The organism is Massilia sp. P2_C2 (assembly GCF_056404615.1).
Window position 1 is genome coordinate 1 of record NZ_JBFUDR010000047.1, and the last position, 18807, is coordinate 18807.

Sequence of the window (18807 nt, forward strand, 5' to 3'; positions counted from 1 at the left end):
GTGCCAGCAGGTCGTAACGCGTCCCGTAGAAGCGGAATTCGCCGTACGAAGAAATGCCCGGATAGGCGGGATCCGTCGGCGGCCCCGGATGGTCGACCCGGACCATGAAGTAGCGGAACTTCTGGTTCTCCAGGCCCGGCAGCACGGGGATGACTTCCATCTCGAAGTTATGGCCGCTCGTGTCGGTCGTCTCGCGGCGCGTGAGCAGTGTCCAGTTCACGTTATCGTTCGACCCGTACACGTTGGCGCCCTGCGAGCGGTTGGCGAACATGTAGCGCGCCTGGATGCCGAAAGCGCCGACGGCCACGCGGTAGTTTTCGCCGAAATCCATGGAGATGGGCGCGCGCAGGTCGCCGGAATAACTGTTGTAGTTGCCGTCCACGAGCAGGGCCGGACGGTCGGCGCCGAAGCCGATGGTCGTCACCATGTTCTTGCTCCAGTCCAGGCTGCCGTCGTCGGCCACGTGCGGATTGACCAGCTCGAGCTTGCGCACGGCCGCCTGCACGGCCTTCAGCAAGGCCGGGAAATCGGCGTCGGACGCCGTCGGCACGGCCTGCTGCAACGGGGCCAGTTCCGCCTTGAACGTCGCCAGCGACGGCGTCGTGTACGCGGCCGACGGGTCGTAGCCTTCGAGCGCGGCCTGGAACGCGGACGCGCGGTCCGGCTGCACGTTCRGGCGCGCCGTCATGGTACTGATGGCCACGCCGTCCGTCGCGCTGATCACGATGTCGTGTACGCCGGCCTGCCCCGGCCCGGGCGTCCAGTCGAATGCGCCGCTGGCCGCGTCGATGGTCGCACCGACCGGCAGCCCGACGCCCTCGTACGCGACGGTGTCGAGCGGGTTCGCGTCGGTCGCCGTGTAGTTCGCATGGTAGGGCACGCCTTGCACGACCACCTCCGTCACGGGGAACACGGGCATGGCGAAGCGCGGCGGGGTGAGCTGTGTCGGCGCCGCCATGTTCACGTAGTCCACGTCCACGGTCGCGCCTTCGGGACCGGAAAACCGGAAATACATGATGTTGTCCCCGAGCGCACGATTGCCGATGGCGGCGGCCGCCGTGTCGGGCACGATGTAACGCCATTGGCCGTGCGTGTCCGGTACCGTCATCAGCGACCACGGGCTGGCGTTGCGGCTGCCGCTGGCGGACAACGTCAGGGGCGCACTGGCACGCACCATGATCCCGACGGGCGCATACTTCGAGCGGTCCGCGTACTGGACGTCATGGAACACGATCGTCGCGCCGACCGGCGCAACGGCCGCGTGGCCGTACGTGCGCTCGCCTTCCGTGCGCATCGTCCAGTCGCCGTCGAGGAAGATCGACTTGCGCTCCGTCTCCAGGATGCCGGGGACGCCGGGCGGCAGCGGCACGCCCGTGAGCGCCTGCGGCAGCGTGAAGAACGCGGTGGGGCCCATGTCCTTGTCGTTCGGCGTCGCCGGACCCCACGGGATCGCCGGACCGTTCGCATGCGCCGCCGCCGTGGCCAGATAGGGTGCCTCCGCAGCAACGTCGACGCCCTCCGTGTACTTGTACGCATTGTAGATCTCGGGGATCGCGTCCACCTCGTACAGGCGGCCGCGGTAGGCCGGCGAGATGTTCGACGTGCCACCCGTCGTATCGGCCCATGGCGTGTCGTAGCCGAGCATGTATTGCGCGTAGGCGTTCGCGCCGCGCAGCAGGCGGTCGCCGCCGAAGCGGTATACGCTCACGGCATCGCCGCTGCCCGAGGGTTTGCCCGTGTACGGATCGACCTTCGTGCCTTGTGCGTTCACCATCCGCAGCAGGCCGCCGAGGATGTCGACGTTGTCGCCGCCGTGCGCCTGGTCGCGTGCCATTTCCTGGATCTGGTAGAACGGCACGCCATATTTGTTCAGGGGGTTGTCCGCCTCGATGCGCGGGATCAGCGGCAGCAGCGCGCCGTTGATGTCCTGCCGGGTCGAAGTCGCGTTCACGGTCATCCACTCGACGGTTTCGTCGTAGCGCGCGCGGTTGTCCGTAAAAATCGCACCGGCGAGGCGGCCGACCAGCGAGTAATTGTGCTGGTTCATGAAGCGCTCGTTACTGGCGAAGAACGTACGCTCCATCGGATCGATCAGGTTGTCCTTCAGCTTCTGCGTGTCCGTGTCGGTCCACGCGAGCGGGTAATCCGTGTACGTGGGATCGGCCGGCGTGTAGCGCATGATTTCGGCGGCCATCAGCATGCGCGACAGGGGCACGCCGTTGTGGATATGCGCATCGGGGAAATACGCGTACCCGTTCGGATTCATGTTGCTCCACGTGCGCAGGATGCGCATCGCATTGCGCCGGTACTCGTTGCGGCCCGTGACGTAGTACAGGATGGCCTGGGTCAACGCCCCCTGCGAATCGTTGATCATGCGCGTCTGCGCCGTGGTGCCGTTGTAGTTCGGCGTGTTCGGCGTATCGACCTTGGTTGCGTCGCGGTTCGTCGGCTGCAGGTTGATGTTCGCGTAGCTGCAGCACACGGTCGCCAGGATGCCGTAGTACGTCTTGTACGGCTCCACGTCGGCGCGGATCTGCGCGCGTACGTACTCCAGTTGCTCGGGCGTGAAGCCCAGGTCGGGATGCCGGAACCCGGCCGGACTGGCGACCGGCTGGGCCATGGGGGTGGCGACGAACGGCACTGCGTGGGCGCCCGTTCCCGGCAACGCCAGCGCCGACGCCAGTGCCAGCGCCACGATGCTTCCTCTCGCGTTGCTGCGCAACGCCCTCCACCTCGGATGTGCATGGTTATACATGATTGTCCTTATAAGTTTTGCTAACCAAATCGTTGGATGCCATCGACCACACTGCCTGGCAGCTGTTGTGTTATCGATAGCGCGCCGATCTTAGCATGAAGATAACGAACGCACAGCGAACGTGTTATCGTTAGCTCACATTGTTGTTTTCGCGACAAATTCGGTTCGAAAATTTCCCGGCGTTTCCTGCTGCGCAGGACGGGGCGCCGCTTCGCCCGTGTCCCGCCGACGCCGGATACGGGCATAAGCGCCGGCCGTAGCGGTCCTCGGAATAGGGAAACAAGGAAGAATCCGGAGCGCTGGCGGTACCCGGGAGAACAGGGCAAAAAAAAACCTGCCCGGTTGATCGGACAGGTTGAACGCGGGCTGGAACATGCCCACAAGGAGATCGCCAAACCGGCGGCAGCCGGTAGAAGCGCACGTTAACGATAACAATTTTTCCCGGACGTGTACAGTTTTTTTGCCCCAGGCATTACCCTTTTACGCCGATGCGCCAGTTCCCACGATTTTCGCCACACAGGCCTCCGGTTGTTGCAGCCCCATCCCGAAAGTTTGACTTTTTGAAATACCCTGTTATGATTGTTATCGATAACCGACAGCCACCAACCGAACCACGAGCAACCAGGAGACCGCAGTGTTCGAGAAGACTTATTACGCCACCCACCCCGAGATGATGGCCGGCGCCAGCAACGAGCAGCTGCGCCAGCGCTACCTGATCGACACGCTGTTCGCGGCCGACACCGTCACGCTGAACTATTGCCACGACGAGCGCTTCGTCATCGGCGGCGCGGCTCCCGTGCAAGGTCCGCTGGCCCTGCCCGCCCACACGGAACCGGCATCCGCCGCGGGCCAGCCGTTCCTCGCACGCCGTGAACTGGGCATCATCAACGTGGCCGGCGGCACGGGCCGCGTCACCGTCGACGGCCAGGCGTTCGAACTGGCCCCGCGCGACGGCCTGTACGTCCCGATGGGCAGTGCCGACGTCGTGTTCGAGTCACTGGACGCGGCCAACCCCGCCCGCTTCTACCTCGCGTCGACGCCGGCCCACGCCCGCTACGAGCTGACCAAGATCACCCATGCGCAGGCGATCCCGCTGGAGCGCGGTAGTTCCGCCACGTCCAACGAGCGCACGATCTACCAGTACGTGATCCCGGGCGTGTGCAAGTCGGCGCAGCTGCTGCTGGGCCTCACGATCCTCAAGACGGGCAGCGTCTGGAACACGATGCCGCCGCACGTGCACGAGCGCCGCTCCGAGGTGTATTTCTATTTCGACCTGCAGGACGACCAGCGCGTCTTCCACTTCATGGGCGCCCCGGATTCGGCACGCCACATCGTCGTCGCCAACGAGCAGGCCGTCGTGTCGCCGCCGTGGTCGATCCACATGGGTTCGGGCACCGCGAACTATGCCTTCATCTGGGCGATGGGCGGCGAGAACCTGGACTACACGGACATGAAGGTGCTGGACATCTGCCAGCTGAAATAAGGAAGGGGACCCCGACATGCTCGACCTGTTCAATCTCGCAGGGCGCACGGCGCTCGTCACCGGCGCCAACACGGGCCTCGGCCAGGGCATCGCCGTCGCCCTCGCGCAAGCCGGCGCCGACGTCGTCGCCGTGGGGCGCAGCCCCGCCACCGACACGGGCGCACAGGTAGCGGCCCTCGGCCGCCGCTTCCTCGACGTGCGCGCCGACCTGTCGTCCACCGGGCCCGTACGCGAGGTCGTCGATGCCGCGGTCGGGCTGAACGGCCGCCTCGATATCATCGTCAACAACGCCGGCATCATCCGCCGCGCGGACAGCCTCGACGTCGAAGAGGCCGACTGGGATGCCGTCGTCGACACGAACCTGAAGTCCCCGTTCTTCCTGGCGCAGGCGGCCGCGCGCCACATGGCGGCAAACGGCGGCGGGAAAATCATCAACATCGCGTCGCTGCTGTCGTTCCAGGGCGGCATCCGCGTGCCGGCCTACGCGGCCAGCAAGAGCGCCATCGCCGGCCTCACGCGCGCGCTGGCCAACGAATGGGCGGCGCAGGGCATCAACGTGAACGCCATCGCACCGGGCTACTTCGACACCAACAACACCGCCGCGCTGCGCGCCGATCCCGTGCGCGAGCCGGCGATCCTCGCGCGCATCCCGGCCGGGCGCTGGGGCCAGCCGCAGGATCTGGCCGGCGCCGCCGTATTCCTGGCCAGCCGCGCCAGCGACTACGTCCACGGCATCGTCCTGCCCGTCGACGGCGGCTGGCTCGCCCGATGAGCGCTGCCACCCCGATGTCGGGCCGCATCGTCTGCTTCGGCGAGATCCTGCTGCGCCTCGCGCCGCCGCCGGGCCGCATGCTGCTGCAGACGCCCGGCCTCGACACGTGCACGGGCGGCGCGGAAGCGAACGTCGCCGTCTCGCTCGCGCTGCTCGGCCACCGCACGGCCATGGTCAGCGTCCTGCCCGACAACCAGCTCGGCCACGCCGCGCTGGGCAGCCTGCGCGCCCACGGCGTCGACACGTCCTCGATCCGGCTGTGCCCGGGCCGCATGGGCCTGTATTTCATCGCGCCCGGCGCCGTCGTGCGACCTTCCGAAATCATCTACGACCGCGCCGGCTCGGCCTATGCGCTGGCCGATCCCGCCCTGTACGACTGGCCAGCGCTGCTGGACGGCGCCGCGTGGCTGCACGTGTCCGGCATTTCGCCGGCCGTCGGCGACAACCCCGCCCGGGCCGTGCTGGCGGCCATGGCCGCGGCCCGCGCGCGTGGCGTGCGCGTCGCGTTCGACGGCAATTACCGGGCCTCGCTGTGGGCCGAACGGAGCCAGGATGGCGCCGGACTGCTGCTCGAAGCGATGCGCCAGGCCGACGTCCTGTTCGCCGGTCCGCGCGACCTCGCCCTCGTGCTGGACCGACCGGACCTGGCCGACCCCGTACGCGCCGCGCACGCGGCCCGGGCCGCGTTCGCCGCCTTCCCGCACCTGGACCTGCTGGCCTGGACGTCACGGGTCCAGCACAGCGTCGATGAACACGAACTGTCGGCCGCGCTGCACACGCGCACCGATTCCGTGACGGGAGGCAGTTATCGCCTGTCCGGCATCGTCGACCGCATCGGCACGGGCGACGCGTTCGCCGCCGGCGTCCTGCACGGCCTGCAGTCCGGCATGGAAACCGCCGACGTGGCCGGGTTCGCGCTGGCCGCCGCCGCCATGAAGCATGCGATCCCGGGCGACTTCAACCTCGCGCGCGCGGACCAGATCGAGGCTGTCCGTACCGGAGCCTACGATGTGCGGCGCTGACGCATGGAGGCGCGTATGAGCGGCAGCTGGCGTCTCGCCTGGGAGCACGGCAGCGCGGAAGTGCAATCGCTGGGTGCGATGCTCGGGCCGTTGAGCCTGCGCATCGGCGCCGAGCGCGAACTGGAGATCATGCACGTCGCGCCCTGGGCCGGCATGACCCGCGCGGACAACCTGCCCGGCATCATGCGGCGCCTGCGCGGCGAATGGCCGTGCGTGCCGTTCGGGTGCACCGAGCCGCCGCACGGCCTGCCCGCGTCCTGGCGCACGCACGCCCCCGACGACGCCTGGAACCACGGCTATGCCGCGAACCATCACTGGCGCTGCGTGAGCGCGGACGAGCGCCGCATCCACCTCGCCATCGATTACCCGGCCAGCTCACCCATCGAACACATCGAACGCGTGATCGCGGCCGATCCGGACGGGCCGGCCATCGACATCGTGCTGCGCGTGTGGGCCCGCCGGCCTGCCCGGTTGCCCGCCGGGCTGCATCCGACGTTCCGCGTGCCGCCGTCGGCCGGCCGGGTGCGCGTGATGCTCGGCCCGCACGACGGCATCTTCAGCTATCCCGCGCAGCCCGCTGGCGCCGTGTCGCGGCTGCTGCCGGACATGCGCTCGAAATCGCTGGCGCGCCTGGCCGGCATCGACGGCGACGTCGACCTGGCCCACCTGCCGCTGGCCGCGCCGGCCGAGGAATTGCTGCAGGTGCGCGCGCTGGACGCTCCGGGCGCCGAGGCGCCGTTCGCCCTGCACTACCTCGATTACGACGCCTGCGTCGGCCTGTGGTGGGATACGGCGCAGCTGCCGGACCTGCTGCTATGGGTCAGCAACGGCGGGCGCATCCACTTTCCCTGGATGAGCAACCACGTGGCCCTCGGCGCCGAACCCGTGAACAGCCTGTTCGACCTGGGACGCATCGCGACGGCGCCGGCCGGCCATCCGCTGGCGGACCGGCTGGGCATCGCGATCGGCCCGGACGCGCCCTGGGAAACGCGCTACCGCATCGCCGCCTGGCCGCAGGCGTCCTCCCCAACCTCATCCTGAACAACGAGCCATGGCACCCGACTTCCGCTCCCCCGCATTCCTGCTCGACCACGTCGCGACGACGATGCGGTTCTACCACCCGCGCTGCATCGACCCGAGCGGCGGCTTTTACCACTTCTTCCGCGACGACGGCACCGTGTACGACCGCACGACCCGCCATCTCGTCAGCAGCACGCGCTTCGTGTTCAATTACGCGATGGCCTGGCGCCGCTTCGGCACCCCGGACTACCTGGCGGCCGTGCGCCACGGCGTCGCCTTCCTGCGTGACGTCCATCGCGATCCGGCCACGGGTGGCTACGCCTGGCAACTCGCCTGGGAAGGCGGCCGCAGGACGGTCCTCGACGGCGACAACCATTGCTATGGCCTCGCGTTCGTCGTGCTGGCATATGCGCACGCGCTGCGCGCGGGCGTCCAGGAGGCGCGCGGCTACATCGCCGAGACGTTCGACCTGATGGAGACCCGCTTCTGGGAGCCCGCGCACGGCCTGTACGCGGACCAGGCCAGCGCCGACTGGGGCACCCTCGACGGCTACCGCGGCCAGAACGCCAACATGCACTCGTGCGAAGCCTTGCTGGCCGCATACGAGGCGACGGGCGAGACCCGCTACCTGCACCGCGCCGAAACCCTGGCCCGCAACATCACCGTGCGCCAGGCCGGACTGGCCGGCGGCTACGTGTGGGAGCATTACCGCACCGACTGGTCGGTGGACTGGGACTACAACCGCGACGACAAGACCAACATCTTCCGTCCCTGGGGCTACCAGCCCGGCCACCTGACGGAATGGGCCAAGCTGCTGCTGCAGCTGGAACGCCACCGCGCGCAACTGCACGGCGAAGCCGGCTGGCTCGCCCCGCGCGCCATGCAGCTGTTCGACGCCGCGCTGCTGCGTGCCTGGGACGCGGACCACGGCGGCATCTGCTACGGCTACGCGCCGGACGACACGATCTGCGACGGCGACAAGTATTTCTGGGTGCAGGCCGAAAGCTTCGCGGCCGCCGCGCTGCTCGCCGTGCGCACGGGCGATCCGGCGTACTGGACCTGGTATGACCGCATCTGGACCTATAGCTGGAAGCATTTCGTCGATCATGAACACGGCGCCTGGTACCGCATCCTCGGGCCGGACAACCGCAAGCTGACCGACGAAAAGAGCCCGGCCGGCAAGACCGACTACCACACGATGGGCGCCTGCTACGACGTGTTGCGCGCGCTCGAGGAGACGCGATGAGCGCGCTGCCCCGCTTCGTCGCCGCCGGCGAGGCGCTGACGGACCTGCTGACGACGGGCCCCGGCACGTGGACGAGCCAGACGGGCGGGTCGACGTGGAACGTGGCGCGCGTCGTCGCCCGCCTCGGCATCCCGAGCGCCTTCGCCGGCGCCGTCAGCCGCGACGTGTTCGGCGCCGAGCTGGCTTGCGCGAACGCCGCCGCAGGCCTGGATGCCCGCTTCCTGCAGCAGGTCGACCGGCCGCCGCTGCTGGCCGTCGTGCACGAACGCCACCCGCCCCGCTACTTCTTCATCGGCACGGACAGCGCCGACCTGCATTTCGACCCGGCCCGGCTGCCGGACGGCTGGCAGGACGGCGCCGCCTGGGTGCACTTCGGCGGTATCAGCCTTGCGCGCGCACCGCTCGCGGACACGCTCGTCGCGCTCGCGCGCGACCTGAAACGGCGCGGCGTGAAGATCAGCTACGACCCGAACTACCGCGCGCTGATGGACGCCGGCTATGACGCCACGTTGCAGGCGATGGTCGCGCTGGCCGATGTCGTCAAGGTGTCGGACGAAGACCTGCACGGCCTGTTCCGCCACGACGACACGGCATCCGCGCTGGCGGCGCTGCGCGCCATGCATCCCGATGCCACGTTCCTGTTCACGCGCGGCGGCGACGGCGCCCACCTGATCCGGCCCGACGGCGCCTGGCGGGCCGCGGCGCCGCGCGTGGACGTGGTCGACACGGTGGGCGCCGGCGACGCCAGCATCGGCGCCCTGCTCTACAGCCTCATGACGTGGCCGGAGCGCAACGGCAGCCACCACCTGCGTTTCGCCGTCGCGGCGGGCACCGCGGCGTGCCGCGTCGCCGGGGCGCAGCCGCCGGCGCTGGAGGCCGTGCTGGCGCTGGCCGAGACCACGGCCGTCCAGCGCGACGAAGCGCAGGCATGAACGCTAGCCCGGGCGGGTATTGACATCCTCGCGCCCGCCCAACAGTATCTAGCCACGACCAGCGACGCCAAGATCGCATATTGACCCAGGAGACATGACATGGCAAAACGGCAAACGCACTTCAGATTCCTGTGCGGCTTCCTGTTCATCTACTTTTTCGCCCAGGCGATGAGCATCTCGCTGCTCGCCGTGTGGCTGGGCTCGACCATGAAGCTGTCGGGCACCGAGACGAGCTTCGTCTTCTCGGCCAATGCTTTCGCGGCGATGTGCTCGCAACCGATCTACGGCTTCGTGGCGGACCGCGTAGGCACCCGCCGCAACATCTTGTGGACGGTCGCCGCGCTCGTCGCGCTCTCCGGTCTGTTCTTCCCGTTCCTCTATGCGCCGCTGCTGAAGGCGAACATCCTGCTGGGCGCGGCCGTAGGCGGCCTTTACCTCGGCATCACCTTCGCTGCCGGCAGCTATGCGATCGAATCCTACGTCGACCGCATCGGCCGGCGCGACGGCTTCGAATACAGCCGTGTGCGGCTGTGGGGTTCGCTCGGCTTCGCCAGCGCCGCCGCATTCAGTGGCCGCATCTACAACATCGACCCGGGCATCAACTTCGCACTGGCGTCCGTGGCCGGCGTGCTGATGCTGGCGCTGCTGGCGGTGTGGCGCGCCGGTCCGGCCGACACCGGCGTGCGCGCCAAGGACAGCGTACGGCTCGCCGACGCGTTCGCGCTGCTGCGCATGCCGGGCTTCTGGCGCTTCATGGTGTTCGTACTGGGCGTGACGAATCTGTATCTCGTGTTCGACCAACAGTTCTCCCGTTACTTCGCGTCGCTGTTCCCGGACCCGCAGACCGGCGTCGCCATGTTCGGCTACCTGAATTCGACCCAGATCTTCCTCGAGGCGGGCGGCCTGTTCCTCGCGCCGCTGCTCGTGCGCCGCATCGGCGCAAAGAATGGCCTGCTGCTGGCCGGCTCGATCATGCTCGTGCGGATCGCCGGTTCCGGCCTTGCCGTCGGTCCCGTCTCGATCTCCGCGATGAAGCTGCTGCACTCGGTAGAGTTGCCCATCCTCGCCGTCTCGATCTTCCGCTACATCGCGCGCAACTTCGACAACCGTTTCGCGTCGACCGTGTACATGGTCGGCGTGAGCTTCGGCCACTCGATCGGCATCTTCGCGTTGTCGCCACTGGCCGGCATCGGCTATGACCACATCGGTTTCTCGTCGACCTATTTGTTGCTGGCGGGCCTGGGCCTCGTCTTCCTCGTCCTGTCCGCCTTCTTCCTGCTGCCCACGCCGCCGGAAGCGAAGGCACCCGCGGCCGAGCCGCTCGCCGAACCCGTCAAATGAATCCTGAAGGAGTACGTATGCACCCACCCCTGAACGCGGCCAGGCTGGAGCCGCTGAACACCGGCGCGCTGCCGCCGCACTGGAACGATGGCGCCGACCAGGCGACCCTCTCCCGCGCCATCGGCCGTGCGCTCGACGCCGTCGACCGCAACCWCACCWGGTTCGGCGACGCCTTCCCGATGCCCTCGTCGCAGGGCGGCGTCTACAAGGCGATGGACAACACGGAATGGACGAACGGCTTCTGGACCGGCATGCTGTGGCTCGCGTACGAGCTGTCCGGCGCCGCGCGCTACCGCGACGCCGCGCTCGCCCACGTGCGCAGCTTCCACGCGCGCCAGGCGCAGCGGATCAACGTCAACCACCACGACCTCGGCTTCCTGTACAGCCTCTCGTGCGTGGCCGGCTACGAGCTGACCGGCGATCCCCTTGCGGCCGAAGCGGCGCTCGGTGCCGCGCGCCTGCTGCTGCAGCGCTACCTGCCGGACGCGGGCATCATCCAGGCGTGGGGCGAACTCTCCGACCCCGCGCAGCGCGGCCGCATGATCATCGACTGCAACCTGAACCTGCCGCTGCTGTACTGGGCCAGCGACCACACGGGCGACCCGGCGTTCCGCACCGCCGCCGACCGGCACATCGAGGCCGCCGCCCGCCACATCGTGCGCGCGGACGGCTCTACGTTCCACACTTTCTTTTTCGACCCGGCCAGCGGCGCGCCGCTGCACGGCAAGACGCACCAGGGCCATGCGGACGATTCCTGCTGGGCGCGCGGCCAGGCCTGGGGCATCTCGGGCTTCCCCCTCGTCTACCGCCACAACGGCGACGCGCGCCTGATCGGCCTGGCGAAAGTGCTGTCCAACTACTACCTGAACCGCCTGCCGGCGGACGGCATCTGCCATTGGGATCTCGTGTTCACGTCCGGCCCGGAGCCGCGCGACAGCTCGGCCGCCGCGATCGCCGCCTGCGGCCTGCTCGAACTGGCGCGCCAGCTGCCGCTGGCCGACCCGCTGCGCGCCACGTACGAGCGCGCGGCCGCCGGGATGGTGCGCACACTGGCGGCCGATTATGCCGACACCAGCGGCACGGCGGGCGCCGGCCTGCTGAAGCACGCCGTGTACCACAAGCCGAACGGCGTCGGCGTGGACGAGGCCTGCATCTGGGGGGATTACTTCTACCTGGAAGCGCTCGTCCGGCTCACGCGCACCTGGCGTCCGTACTGGTGACGCACGCCAGACGGCAGCGCATCACTCATGCGCTTCCGTCGATTCGCGTTCGACCAGCGTGTACGGCATCAGCCGGTGCTGCGGCATGTACGACTGCCCGGCACGGCGCGCCCGGATGTGCTCGACCAGCAGCGCGACGGCGCTGCCCGCCATTTCCGAGATCGGCTGATGGATAGTGGTCAGTTCCGGCCACACGGTCGTCGCCACGGGCGTGTCGTCGAAGCCACAGACGGCGATGTCTTCCGGCACCTGCAGGTGCATGCCGTGCGCGACGGCGATGACGGCGGCCGCCATGTCGTCGTTGCTGGCGAAGATCGCGGTGGGCCGCGTCGGCTGGGCGAGCAGTTCGCGTGCCGCCAGCAGCCCCGAACGGTAGGTGAACATGCCCTGCGCCACGCGCTCGGCGCGCACCTCGAGGCCGGCCTCGCGCATGGCGTCGATGAAGGCCTGGTAACGCAGCTGGGCCGGCGTGTGCTCCGGGTCGCCCTTGACGAAGCCGATGTCCGTATGGCCCAGCGCCAGCAGGTGCTTCGTCATCGTCATCGCGCCTTCGTAGTCGTCGATGCRCACGGCCGACATCTGCGGCGACGGCCGCGCCGTGGCCACCGCCACGGACGGGATGCCCAGTTCCGACAGCTGCTTGAGGGCTGCCTTGTTGTCGCACAGCGGCGGCGGCACGAGGATGCCGTCGGCGCCGTCCGCGATCAGGCGGTCGATCGCCTTGCGCTGGCTGCGCAGGTTGTCGCAGTTCTCGAGGATCAGGTGCGCGCCCGTCTGGCTGCATTCGCCCAGGGCGCCGACGAGAAAGGCGCTGAGGAACGCGGCACTCGGGTTGCTGTACAGGAGGCCGACGCGCAAGGTGCCGATGCGCGCCGCGCGCGCCGCCACGTTGACCTGGTAATTCAGTTCCTGGATCGCGCGGTTGACCTTCTCCCGCGTCTTGTCGCTGACGCTCGCATTGCCGTTGATGACCCGCGAGACGGTCATTGCAGAGACGCCGGCCTTGTGCGCCACGTCCCATACGGTCGCCACGGCTGTGGGGCGGTCGCCCTGCTTCGTTTCACTACTCATTGATTGTTTGTCCTGTTGTCTGCCCAGACGGCTTTGTTATCGATTTCACTTTTTATCTCCTTGACACATCATACCGCCGTACCAACGGAAATGCCATGCAGTCGGGATAACCTTGATCGTGCCCAATCAGGAATGTTACCATGGGATCGATAACAACCCAACCAGGAGACCCCGTTGCTTGCTCTCTCGCCTGTTGATTCGCTGACGCGCACCGGCATCGGCGCCGCCGCACTGCTTGCCTGTATCGCCGGCGCAGGGTGCGCCGGCGTGGCCGGGACCGCGCCCGCTGCGACCGCCGCCGGATCGCCCATGGCCTCAGCCCCGTGGGTCGCCGACCTCGGCGACGGCCGCTACCGCAACCCCGTCCTGCATGCCGATTACTCCGATCCGGACGTGATCCGCGTCGGCGCCAGGTTCTACATGACAGCATCGAGCTTCAACAACGCACCCGGCCTGCCGCTGCTCGAATCGCCCGACCTCGTGAACTGGACGCTCGTCGGCCATGCCCTGCCCCGGCTGGAGCCGGCCRCCATGTTCGACCGTCCGCAGTATGGCAAGGGCGTGTGGGCCCCCTGCCTGCGCTGGCACGATGGCCGGTTCTGGATCTTTTATCCCGACCCGGACCAGGGTGTATTCGTCGTCACGGCGGAACATTTCAACGGTCCGTGGACCGCGCCCCGCCTGCTGCTGGCCGGGCGCGGCATCATCGACCCGGCCCCGCTGTGGGACGACGACGGCAATGCCTGGCTCGTGCACGCCTGGGCGAAGAGCCGCGCCGGCATCAACAACATCGTCACGTTGCGCCGCATGGACCCGCAGGCCACGCGCATGCTCGACAATAAAGGCACCGACATCATCGACGGCGGCAGCTATCCCGGCTATCACACGGTCGAAGGCCCGAAACTGTACAAGGCGCACGGCTATTACTATGTGTTCGCGCCGGCCGGCGGCGTCGAGATGGGCTGGCAGGCCGTGTTCCGGTCGCGCAGCATCACCGGGCCGTTCGAGGCGCGGCGCGTGATGGACCAGGGCGATACCCCGGTCAACGGCCCGCACCAGGGCGCCTGGGTCGATGCGCCGGACGGCAAGGACTGGTTCGTGCACTTCCAGGACAAGGGCGCCTACGGCCGCGTCGTGCACCTGCAGCCGATGCGCTGGGAAGACGGCTGGCCCATCATCGGCGCGCCGGGCCGCAAGCCGGGCACGGGCGAACCCGTGATCACGTACACGAAGCCGGTCCAGGGGTATGGCCCGGCCGCGCCGGCGACGAGCGACGCCTTCGCCGGCCCGAACCTGGGGCCGCAGTGGCAATGGGGCGCCAATCCGGCGCCCGGCTGGTATTCGCTGGCCGACAACCCCGGCCGCCTGCGCCTGTACACGCAGGTCGTGCCGGAGGCGGATGGCTTCGTGCGCGCGGCGGGTTCCATCCTCACCCAGAAGGCGCCCGCATCTCGCTTCATCGTCGAGACGCGCGTGCGCGTCGACGGCGCCGCGGACGGCGACCGCGCCGGGCTGATCGTCAACGCGATGCAGTACGCCTGGGTGGGACTGCGCAGTCACGGCGGAAAGACGGAACTCGTGCGCACCGTGTGCGGCCCGTTCGGACCGCGCTGCCGCGAAGAGTCCACGGTGATCCTGGCCGACGCGCCCGATGCGCTCACGCTGCGCATGCAGATGAGCGAAGGCGGCTTCGTCAACTTCGCCTACAGCGTGGATGGCCGCGCGTTCAAGCCGGCGGGCGATGCGTTCCCGGTCACGCGCGGCACGTGGGTCGGGGCGCAGGTCGGCCTGTTCAGCGTGGGCGCGCAGGCGCGTACGCAGCGCTCGTTCCTGGAAGCCGATTATTTCAATGTGACGGCGCCGGGCGTCGGGCCGTACTGAATGCAACGGCTGCCGGCCGGCTCTGCGCYGGCCCGGGCAGCCGCCGACGTCCCACCGGATCACCGATCGCTTCCCACCGGGAATTCGCTGCGCAATTCCGGCAGCACGTTCAGCAACTCCCGTTCGACCATGCGCGCAAAATAGTCCGCGCCCTTCCTGCCCAGATGCGTACGGTCGAATGCCGTCTTCGGTCCCGACGGTCGCTGTGCGTTTTCCGGCGCCGTGCCTCCGACGCCCGGCGCACCCGGCAGTACGGCCGGCCCCGCATAACCCAGGGGACGCGGGACGACAGCCAGCGTGTCCGCTTCGTCCTGCCCCATGTCCTGCACCGCGGCATGGCTGTCCGCATTCAGGTCCAGCACCGGCACGTGTGCCTGGCGCGCGACCTTCAGCACGGCTTCCGCCCACGGGCGCAGGTTGTTATCGAGCTTGCCGTCGACGAAGGTGCGGCGTGTCAGGGGCGTCACCAGCACAGGGATGCCGCCCAGTGCCTTCACCTCGCTGGCGTAGCGCGCCATATTGGCCGGGAATACCGTGGCCAGATCGGTGCTGTGCCCCGGCTTGCCCGGCTGGTCGTTGTGGCCGAACTGGATCAGCACATAAGTGACGCGATACGCGGCGGCGCCGCGCAACAAACCCTCGACCTCGTTCCAGCGTCCCTCCCTGCGGAAGCTGGCGGAGCTGCGTCCCGCGCGTGCCAGGTTCAGGCAGGTGTCTGCCACGATCAGCCGTTCGCAGAACGCATTTCCATAGCCACTGGTCCTGGCCATCGTCGAATCGCCGACGAGGATGAAGCGTACGGGCCTGGCCTCCTCCGCGTGTACGCCTGCGCCCGCCATGGCCCAGGCCAGCGCCACTCCGATCGCCCGTATGTCGAACATGGTTCCCTCCATTTGATGCGTATGACCTCAGCGGGGTCGCTCATCCCGCTTGACGAACGCCTGCAGCGCCAAGAAAAAACCCGCCCCGACGAGTGCCGGGGCGGGACAAGAAAGCGGGCACGGGTCCCGCGACGAGAGAACGAATCTCAGAGGTTGCCGAACGTGTAGTTCAGGCCAAGGCTGTAGGAACGGCCATTGTAGAAGTGCTGGAACTCCATCTGGGTCTCGGTCGCGCCAGGCACGCCGACGCCGCGGTTACCCGCCTGGTTCGTGAGGTTCGTGGCAGTGAAGCGCAACGTCAGGTTATCAGCGACCTTGTAGCTGGCCGAAGCGTCAAGCAGGCCATAGGCTTTGATGTAGCGGGACCAAATCGGGTACGGGTCCACGCCGAACAGCACCGACGGCGAACGCCAGGTATAGACCAGGCGGCCGGACAACTTGTTGTCCTCGTACATCGCCGACAGGCTGTAGTTGTTCTTCGATACGAACGGCTGGAGCGTGTGGACGATGACCGGCGCTGCGGCAGTACCGAAATTCAGCGGGTTGTCCGTCTTGACGAAGCTATACGAACCGGACACACCGAAATTTTTCAGGATGCCGAAGCTGGAGTCGAAGAAGTACTGGCCCGCCACCTCAAAGCCGCGTGCATAACCCTTTTCGGAGTTGACCTGCTTGCTGACCTGATACTGGCCACCGCTGCAACCGTTGTCCAGCACACCTGAATACGGCGCCACGTTGCTGAGCGTCTCGCACGAGTTGATCGCGTTGGGGAAGTCCTTGATCTCCTTGTCGAACACGGCGAAGGACGCATAGTTCGTCTTGTTGAAATAGTGCTCCAACGAGATATCGTAGCTGTCCGCGACCAGCGGGCGCAGGGACGTATTGCCGATGCTGCCAGTGCCGGTGGTCGTGTTGACGCTGATCGTAGGATTCAGCGAACCCAGTCCAGGACGGGTCATGCCCCGGCCATAACCAAGGCGCACCAGGGAATCCGGCGCGAGATCATAGGTCATGTTAAACGTCGGCAGCACGTTGTTGTAATTGTTGGTCTTGACCACGTCCACCAACGCGCCTGCGGCGGCCCCAGGACGCAGGTCCGCGGCGCGCGCCATGGCCACCGTTTGGGTGCGCACGAAACGCACGCCGACATTACCCTTGACGCGCTCGTCGAACGCACTGAAGTCGCCGGACACATAAGCGGCGGAGTCATGTTCGCCGAACACCGTGCGCCCCGACGCAATCTCGGGCATGGAGGCCTCGGACGGGAGGCCGAAACCCGGGAATGCCGTGCGAACCTTGTCACCCAGCAGAGCATCCGGCGAGTACACCAGGTAACCGCCGCTATAGCCGGCTTCGCCTCGCATGAAGTTGGCCGGCGCCGTTTGCAGATTACCGGCCAGGGTGGCGGCCGACGTTGCATTCGAGCGGCTTGCGTTCACGTCTTTCTTGTCCGATGTCAACCAGGAGCTGACGCCATAGTTCTGGAACAGATCATGCTGATACGCAAAACGGCCTCCGAAGCGAAGCTTGTTGAAGAAGCCGTCCAGGTCGTACGTGCCGGCCAACGCCATTGCGAAGCCGTTATCGGAATTATGGTAGTGCTGGCCGTTGTTGTAGTCCTTGAACACGAAGTTGTTCGGATCGCTCAGGCTCGGACCGCTGAAGTTCAGGTATTGCGGCGCGCCATCGGCCACGCGCGTGGTCGCCCACTGCAAACCGGCTGCCGAATCCAACCGGATCGAACGGTTATCGCTCCGCTTATCCGACTTGATGTAGTTGAAGTCACTCTTCAGCGACAGGCCAGCGATCGGGGTCCACTCGGCGCCGAACGCGCCGATCCCGGTCCACCATGGCGTGTGCTCGTCGCCACCGACGGTCGTCACGGTGGAATTAAGGAAAGTGCCGCTCAGGAAGCGCTTGTTCAGAATCGTGTCATTTGAACCGCCGTTGCTGTTGCGGTTAGCCAGATTTTCGTTGTAGTTGAACGGCGTTGTCTGCAGGTTTTGGACGTTACCGCCGTCGTTCGAATTGAGGCCGCGGTAGTTCTGATGGTAGATGAAGTAGTAGTAGTTGGCTTCGGCGTAGAAGCGCAAGGTATTGCTGGCGCGATAATCGGCAGCCAGGTTCAGGCCTTTACGCGTGCGCATGATGACTTCTTCGAACACGTTATTGGTCATCGAAGTGCCCAGCATCACATTGTTTTGCTGGTCAGCGGTCAAGCCCGTCATATCCGGCGTCTGCGCGCCGGTGGCGTTCACGTTCTGCAGGAAGCTGATGTCGCTGCGGCCGACATAGCCAGCCATCGGTGCGTTGTTCGAATTCGAGGTGTTCTTGGCGGCCAGCGTAGCGTATTCGGCGCTGTCGCCGCGGATCGCGCGCTTGAAGCTGGGGCCGCGATTGGCTGGGTCATTGTCGTTGCGCGTCGTGCTTTTCTGGTAAGTGGCAGCCGCCATCACCCCGATACGGCGACCGCCGCCGAGGTCGAAGCTGTTGGCAAGCAGGCCGAACAATTCCGGCTCGGCCTTCTTGGCCAGATCGTTCTCTCGATAGTTCACGGATAGCGACGCGGTCAGCTTCTTGAAATCGCTCGGCCTGCGGGTACGGACGTTGACCAGGCCGCCGATCCCGCCTTCGATGTGTTCGGCCGACGGGTTCTTGTACACGTCGATTCCGGCGACCATGCCAGGGACCGCCGCCTCGACGTTGAATTCGCGGCCACCGGCGCTGAAATACTGACGTCCATTGGTCTGGAACGCGGTGTAGCCCAGGCCACGGATGGTCACCCCGGAGCCGAAGCCCCCCCAGGGCGCGGAAGCCTCGCCGCCGAAGCGGTAGGCCTGCACGCCTGGAATGCGGGTCATCGTTTCACCGACGTTCGTGTCCGGCAGCTTGCCGATGTCTTCCGCAGTGATCGAATCGACCACTTCCATCGTGTTGCGCTTGATCGCGACCGACGACTGCGCGCTGGCGCGGATACCGGTCACGACGACGGTATTGGCATCGGCCTGCTGCGCGAACGCGTGACCGGCGAAGGCCTGGGCGAGGGCGATGGCCACGACCGACATCTTCGGTCCGATATATTGCTTTTGATGCATTGTATTCTCCTCTGCTTCTGTTTTGGTTGTCGCCGGATCAGTCGTCCGGCGCTCTAGGTATCGATAACAAACCCGTATTAATTATATG

The 18807-nt window shown here is 67.0% G+C and carries 13 protein-coding genes; 9 read left to right on the forward strand and 4 right to left on the reverse strand.

All coding sequences use genetic code 11. The features are described 5' to 3' along the window. Positions 1-2695: putative Ig domain-containing protein (locus tag AC1DYX_RS08205; RefSeq protein WP_477258136.1), on the reverse strand; the 2695-nt coding region annotated here is incomplete at its 3' end. A gap of 694 nt (positions 2696-3389) precedes the next feature. On the opposite strand from AC1DYX_RS08205, the gene kduI reads away from it, so the two are divergent. From kduI to AC1DYX_RS08245, 8 genes are all read left to right on the forward strand, one after another. Continuing rightward, positions 3390-4238, forward strand: a complete 849-nt coding sequence (gene kduI, locus AC1DYX_RS08210; RefSeq protein ID WP_477258138.1) for a 5-dehydro-4-deoxy-D-glucuronate isomerase — start codon at positions 3390-3392, stop codon at positions 4236-4238. A 16-nt stretch (positions 4239-4254) separates the two neighbouring features. Then, a complete protein-coding gene (gene kduD / locus AC1DYX_RS08215; protein WP_477258140.1) occupies positions 4255-5010 on the forward strand; it encodes a 2-dehydro-3-deoxy-D-gluconate 5-dehydrogenase KduD in 756 nt (251 codons plus the stop codon). Beyond that, the gene (locus AC1DYX_RS08220) at positions 5007-6032 is read left to right on the forward strand and encodes a sugar kinase (RefSeq protein ID WP_477258142.1); all 1026 of its coding nucleotides are present in this window, start codon (positions 5007-5009) and stop codon (positions 6030-6032) included. Before kduD ends, AC1DYX_RS08220 begins: the two co-directional genes overlap by 4 nt. Before the next feature lie 15 nt (positions 6033-6047). Next, positions 6048-7073 carry a hypothetical protein gene (locus tag AC1DYX_RS08225; RefSeq protein WP_477258144.1) on the forward strand — a complete coding sequence of 342 codons (1026 nt, stop codon included), beginning with the start codon at positions 6048-6050 and terminating at the stop codon, positions 7071-7073. Between the two features lie 10 nt (positions 7074-7083). After that, positions 7084-8298 carry an AGE family epimerase/isomerase gene (locus AC1DYX_RS08230; protein ID WP_477258146.1) on the forward strand — a complete coding sequence of 405 codons (1215 nt, stop codon included), beginning with the start codon at positions 7084-7086 and terminating at the stop codon, positions 8296-8298. After that, complete coding sequence (locus tag AC1DYX_RS08235; protein WP_477258148.1) at positions 8295-9230, forward strand: carbohydrate kinase family protein; 936 nt, start codon at positions 8295-8297, stop codon at positions 9228-9230. The genes AC1DYX_RS08230 and AC1DYX_RS08235 overlap by 4 nt, the downstream gene beginning before the upstream one ends. A gap of 99 nt (positions 9231-9329) precedes the next feature. Continuing rightward, complete coding sequence (locus AC1DYX_RS08240; RefSeq protein ID WP_477258149.1) at positions 9330-10571, forward strand: oligosaccharide MFS transporter; 1242 nt, start codon at positions 9330-9332, stop codon at positions 10569-10571. A gap of 17 nt (positions 10572-10588) precedes the next feature. Beyond that, the gene (locus tag AC1DYX_RS08245; RefSeq protein ID WP_477258150.1) at positions 10589-11791 is read left to right on the forward strand and encodes a glycoside hydrolase family 88 protein; all 1203 of its coding nucleotides are present in this window, start codon (positions 10589-10591) and stop codon (positions 11789-11791) included. A 21-nt stretch (positions 11792-11812) separates the two neighbouring features. On the opposite strand, the gene AC1DYX_RS08250 is transcribed toward AC1DYX_RS08245, so the two are convergent. Then, positions 11813-12862 carry a LacI family DNA-binding transcriptional regulator gene (locus tag AC1DYX_RS08250; protein ID WP_477258151.1) on the reverse strand — a complete coding sequence of 350 codons (1050 nt, stop codon included), beginning with the start codon at positions 12860-12862 and terminating at the stop codon, positions 11813-11815. Positions 12863-13036: 174 nt separating this feature from the next. Here AC1DYX_RS08250 and AC1DYX_RS08255 point away from each other — a divergent pair, with 174 nt between their 5' ends. Then, positions 13037-14743 (forward strand): glycoside hydrolase family 43 protein, encoded by a 1707-nt coding sequence (locus AC1DYX_RS08255; RefSeq protein WP_477258152.1) that lies wholly within the window; start codon positions 13037-13039, stop codon positions 14741-14743. A gap of 59 nt (positions 14744-14802) precedes the next feature. Here the strand turns inward: AC1DYX_RS08255 and AC1DYX_RS08260 are convergent, their stop codons facing one another. Continuing rightward, complete coding sequence (locus tag AC1DYX_RS08260) at positions 14803-15624, reverse strand: rhamnogalacturonan acetylesterase (RefSeq protein WP_477258153.1); 822 nt, start codon at positions 15622-15624, stop codon at positions 14803-14805. Between the two features lie 146 nt (positions 15625-15770). Next, positions 15771-18719 carry a TonB-dependent receptor gene (locus tag AC1DYX_RS08265; protein WP_477258154.1) on the reverse strand — a complete coding sequence of 983 codons (2949 nt, stop codon included), beginning with the start codon at positions 18717-18719 and terminating at the stop codon, positions 15771-15773. Positions 18720-18807 lie beyond the last annotated feature (88 nt).

Bases quoted from the DNA above. Each gene is read 5' to 3' on its own strand.
- kduD (WP_477258140.1), top strand. From the start codon at position 4,255: ATGCTCGACCTGTTCAATCTCGCAGGGCGCACGGCGCTCGTCACCGGC.
- AC1DYX_RS08220 (WP_477258142.1), top strand. From the start codon at position 5,007: ATGAGCGCTGCCACCCCGATGTCGGGCCGCATCGTCTGCTTCGGCGAG.
- AC1DYX_RS08225 (WP_477258144.1), top strand. From the start codon at position 6,048: ATGAGCGGCAGCTGGCGTCTCGCCTGGGAGCACGGCAGCGCGGAAGTG.
- AC1DYX_RS08230 (WP_477258146.1), top strand. From the start codon at position 7,084: ATGGCACCCGACTTCCGCTCCCCCGCATTCCTGCTCGACCACGTCGCG.
- AC1DYX_RS08235 (WP_477258148.1), top strand. From the start codon at position 8,295: ATGAGCGCGCTGCCCCGCTTCGTCGCCGCCGGCGAGGCGCTGACGGAC.
- AC1DYX_RS08240 (WP_477258149.1), top strand. From the start codon at position 9,330: ATGGCAAAACGGCAAACGCACTTCAGATTCCTGTGCGGCTTCCTGTTC.
- AC1DYX_RS08260 (WP_477258153.1), bottom strand. From the start codon at position 15,624: ATGTTCGACATACGGGCGATCGGAGTGGCGCTGGCCTGGGCCATGGCG.
- AC1DYX_RS08265 (WP_477258154.1), bottom strand. From the start codon at position 18,719: ATGCATCAAAAGCAATATATCGGACCGAAGATGTCGGTCGTGGCCATC.